This is a genomic window from Devosia sp. (assembly GCF_034675085.1).
Lineage (GTDB): Bacteria > Pseudomonadota > Alphaproteobacteria > Rhizobiales > Devosiaceae > Devosia.
Map to the genome: position 1 here is coordinate 1 of NZ_JAUCDN010000309.1, position 3,842 is coordinate 3,842.

General features: G+C 62.9%; 8 protein-coding genes. All 8 read right to left on the reverse strand.

Features of this window, described 5'->3' with window-relative positions:
* Positions 1 to 62 precede the first annotated feature (62 nt).
* Positions 63 to 278 (reverse strand): hypothetical protein, encoded by a 216-nt coding sequence (locus tag VDP82_RS15275; protein WP_323015688.1) that lies wholly within the window; start codon positions 276 to 278, stop codon positions 63 to 65.
* A complete protein-coding gene (locus VDP82_RS15280; RefSeq protein ID WP_323015689.1) occupies positions 271 to 933 on the reverse strand; it encodes an HNH endonuclease signature motif containing protein in 663 nt (220 codons plus the stop codon). Before VDP82_RS15280 ends, VDP82_RS15275 begins: the two co-directional genes overlap by 8 nt.
* Positions 930 to 1,190 (reverse strand): hypothetical protein, encoded by a 261-nt coding sequence (locus VDP82_RS15285; protein WP_323015690.1) that lies wholly within the window; start codon positions 1,188 to 1,190, stop codon positions 930 to 932. Before VDP82_RS15285 ends, VDP82_RS15280 begins: the two co-directional genes overlap by 4 nt.
* Entirely contained in the window at positions 1,187 to 1,606 is a 420-nt protein-coding gene (locus tag VDP82_RS15290) for a recombination protein NinB (protein ID WP_323015691.1), read from the reverse strand. The genes VDP82_RS15285 and VDP82_RS15290 overlap by 4 nt, the downstream gene beginning before the upstream one ends.
* Complete coding sequence (locus VDP82_RS15295) at positions 1,606 to 1,809, reverse strand: hypothetical protein (protein WP_323015692.1); 204 nt, start codon at positions 1,807 to 1,809, stop codon at positions 1,606 to 1,608. Before VDP82_RS15295 ends, VDP82_RS15290 begins: the two co-directional genes overlap by 1 nt.
* Entirely contained in the window at positions 1,806 to 2,018 is a 213-nt protein-coding gene (locus VDP82_RS15300; RefSeq protein WP_323015693.1) for a hypothetical protein, read from the reverse strand. Before VDP82_RS15300 ends, VDP82_RS15295 begins: the two co-directional genes overlap by 4 nt.
* A gap of 52 nt (positions 2,019 to 2,070) precedes the next feature.
* Positions 2,071 to 2,979: a recombinase RecT gene (locus VDP82_RS15305; RefSeq protein WP_323015694.1), complete on the reverse strand. Its 909-nt coding sequence runs from the start codon at positions 2,977 to 2,979 to the stop codon at positions 2,071 to 2,073.
* 2 nt (positions 2,980 to 2,981) lie between these two features.
* A partial coding sequence (locus VDP82_RS15310; protein WP_323015695.1) for a hypothetical protein occupies positions 2,982 to 3,842 on the reverse strand: 861 nt, incomplete at its 5' end.

Genomic DNA, 3,842 nt, shown 5'->3' on the forward strand with positions numbered 1-3,842 from the left:
TTCGGGCGCGGACGCATAGGTCCAGACCTTCGGAAAGCAAAATCTCAAGCTGCTGCTCACGTTCAGCCATGATCGAGCTCCGCATACCCCTGAGCGGTAAGGGTGACCAACGGGCCGTCATCGGTCGGCTCGACGGAAATCAGCCCGGCGCGATCAAGGCGGCGAAGCATCCGGTGAGCTTCTGCGGTCACCTTGTCCTCGCGGCCAAAGCAGAATGAGCCGCCTGCCTGTTCGATGATGGCGAGGAACTGGCGCTCCTGGGCGCTGAGCTTACGCATTGGCTGCACCCTTCGATTTCTCGCGTACCTGGTGCTCCAGCTTCGCCACGCTGATGAGCAGCGGTTTGATTTCCTCGGGCGCGCTGTCATAGGCGATATGCTTCTTGCGCCTGCCGCCGTTGAGCCTGGGCAGGATCGCGCGTGGAACTAGCTGCCAGTTGCTGGGATCGGTGTTGAGCCGGTCGCCACGGCACTTGAGCGCCATGCCTTCGGGGATCGGGCCGTTGGCCTTTTCCCACTCGACGCGATGGACAAGCTGCCAGCGTGACTGCCTGGGCAGGCCGTCATGGACCTTGATCTCTCGATAGCCATCTTCGCTCAGCCGCTCGGTGCCGACTGGCTTATAGTTGCGGTTGGCCTGTCCGGTGCGGTTGCCCTTGCGGAATTGCGTCTTGCGGGCGTTAGGGTGGCGCCCGCCTTTGCCGGGCGGGCAGGGAACGCCCTTGTTGTGCGGCTCAGCGCCCTTCTCAAAGCAACCCGTGCGGCCTGTCCTCCAGCCCTTGCGCTTGCGCAGGCTGTGGAGATTGGCCGCCGATACATCACCCCGGCCAAACGCTTCGACAAAGGCCTTCTGATAGTCGCTGATGACCATCAGGCGGTTGTCTTCAAGCCAGGCCATTTCGGCGGCGCTGTATTTGATCGGGTGGCCCTTCATTCTTCTTCGGCCTCCACGGTCACGGCCCTGCCGATCAGGCCCGACAGCGCCGGGCGGTATCGGTCGCCATGCTGGGCAACAAACGTTGCAGCCTTGAAGGTCAGGTCAGCATTACGGATGATGTTGTCCGCAACCGATACGATAGCCGCGCCGCGCTTTGCCTCGGCCTCGATTTGCTCGAGCGTCAGGTCTTCGTCAGACAACCGCTCGAGCTGGGCGAACAGGTGATCGTTCAAATCGGAGAGCTTGTTTTTCATGCTGCGGTCCTTTCCTGCAATTCGAGGAAGCCGCCGAGGCGGGTCTCACGCCACTCAACGCCATGCTCATCGCCGTACTGGTAGATGACGGTGATAAGGTCCGACATTTGCGAGACCGTGAGGCGCGAGGTCCGAAACCCGACCGGAAAGGGGCCGGAGCCGTCCAGTCCCTCGGCAAACATCACCTGATGACCAAGCGCGTGCATAAACGCGGCCTTCCAGGTCTCGGGCACCCAGTTGCGGCCCTCGGGCTTTGCGCGCGCCACGTCTGCCAGCATCGCCCACATTTTGGCGTTCTGGTCATTCGAGCGCTGGGGCGGTGCGATGGTGACGCGAGCGTTTGGGCCTGCCTCGCGGATTGCCTCAAAGCAATTGGCCAGGATGCGTTCATCGCGGATGGTGAAATGCCGGGCCATCACGCACCCACCCCGCACACCCACCGGACGCGCCTGTCAAAGGCATCCTCAAGGCGGCTCACCAGCTTCTCGGGCAGGGAAATATACCGCTCGTTATTGCAGAACCTGTCGCTCCAGTTGGACAGGGCAGCATCGGTCTTGCACCGCTCCAGAGCGGTAATCGCTTCTTCGACGTATTGAACATCAGAGAGGGTGGCGATCATGGCTGATCCTCTCGAATGAGGGCGGCGGCCTCGGCCGAGTAATAGTCAGCTATCTTGGCGGCACGCTCTTGCTCGGCCTGGATCGCCTTGGCGACGACGCCTTGAACCGTGAGCAGGATCATCGCCCTGTCGCCGGACAGCAGCCCGCTCATTAGGATCGGCGGATAGGCCTTCATTGCGTCTTTGGCTGCTTTGAGCGCCATAGCCATTTGCATTTCTCCGGGAGGGGTTGTTGGCCGCCTCCCGGTCCCTGGAGTGGAATTACGGGCGGTCGCCGGGGAACATGTCGTCCTGCGGCGGCGAGGGCGGCTGCGGCGTAGAAACGCGCTTCATCGCCCGCGCTTTGATCTTGTTGGCGATTTCGAGATTGGTTTCGTCGCTGGTCAGCGTGGCTTCCACGTCGAGTTCGGACCATGCGGCCTCGATGCCATCGGCGTCCTTGGCGGCGGCCATGGCGATTTCCAAATCCTCGAAGAATGCGGCGGCGTCGAAATCCTGCTCGCCGGTTACGGCCTCGGGCTGCTCGTCAATGATCGGAGCATCCGCCTCGATTGTCGGCGGGCTGGGGGGCGACGGCGGGGAGGGTGGCGAGACGACGCGCGGCTCGTTGATGATCGGATCGCTGTCCTGAGCCTCATCGGCAGTAACGATGCCGCCAAGCACGTCCGCGAAAAGGTCATTGAGACAGCGGGCAGTTGCGCGGCGCTCCATCATCATGTCGGGGTGCTGCTGCCAAGGGCCAGCCTTACCAGAGAGTCCCGCCTTCTTGGCCTGCTCCCAGGTGAATTCGCGGCGCATGACTTCACCGGTGTCGCTGCGCTTGGCTTCGCACCAGCCCTTGGTCAGGTCGCCGCCGGCCCGGATATATTCGCAGCGGCCCGACTGACGCACCACGGCCTTGATGCCGTCGCCCCATAGCGACGGGCGGCCATTGACCACGGCATAGGAGCGCAGAGCCATCAGCGGGGTCAGCCCAAGCTCGGCACCAGCCATGATTGCAATGGCACAGGCGCTGACTGCGGCGTCGGGGTCTTTGTTCTTGGTCAGGCTTTCCGGTGCCATGCCTCCGACGAAAGCCATCCTGGCCACACGCCAGATATCATCGATGGACTGCGGCAGGATCACGCTGACGGCGCTGTTGGTGCGCTGGAATGGTGCAAGCTGGTTCATGGCTAAGCCGCCCTCTGCTCGGTGGAAATGGACATGCCCGGAAGCTCGACGCCGGATTTCGCAGCGCGGTTTGCCAGCGTCTGGACCAGTTCCTGAATTTCAGGGCGGTCCTTGAGCGCCATCAGCAGCGTGTCGAAATCGGTGATCTGGCCGTAGACGAACGTGCGCAGCGAAACCTTGGCCCCGGTGCGCCCGGCACTGGCATTGCGCGCCTCGGCCTCCTTTGCCTTCGCGTCAGCCTCCTGCTGGAGCCGCTCGGCCTCAGCTGCGGCCTGTTCGGCAGCGGCGGCATTTTCCGCCTTGGCGGCCTCGGCGGCCTTAGCTTCGGCCTCGCGGCGAATACGGTCTTGTTCCTCGCGGGCGGCGCGCTGGCGGGCCTGTTCTTCCTGCTGCAATTTGAGCAGGTAAGCGTCCAGATGCCGCTTGAGCTTCTTGGTCAGCGTGTCGGGCTCTTCTTTGAGGTCGCGGAACTTGTCATCGACCGCTCGGCCGCCATCGAGGAACGGCTGCTTTTCGGTCTTGTGCAGGCTGGTCGCCTTGGACTTGATGCCCGAGAGGCGCTTGGTCAGCACTGCGATCTGATCGGCGTGGCTCTGCTCCGTGACCGGCTTTGCCAGCAGCTCGGCAGCAACTTCCTGTTCGGCCGCAAATTCGATCTTGAGCGCCTCGAACGGATCTGAAGGCATGTTGCTCGGCATGGTCGCGGCGCGTGGCTCGTCGGACCAGCCTTCGCCGCCCATGACCTTGTGATATTCGGCCTCGGTGATCGGCTTGTCGCAAACCCAGGTCCAAATATCCGCGGCGTCAGCACTCTTGCCATCCACCACAGCGACGAACTCGCCGTCCTGCTTCCAGATGGCGAC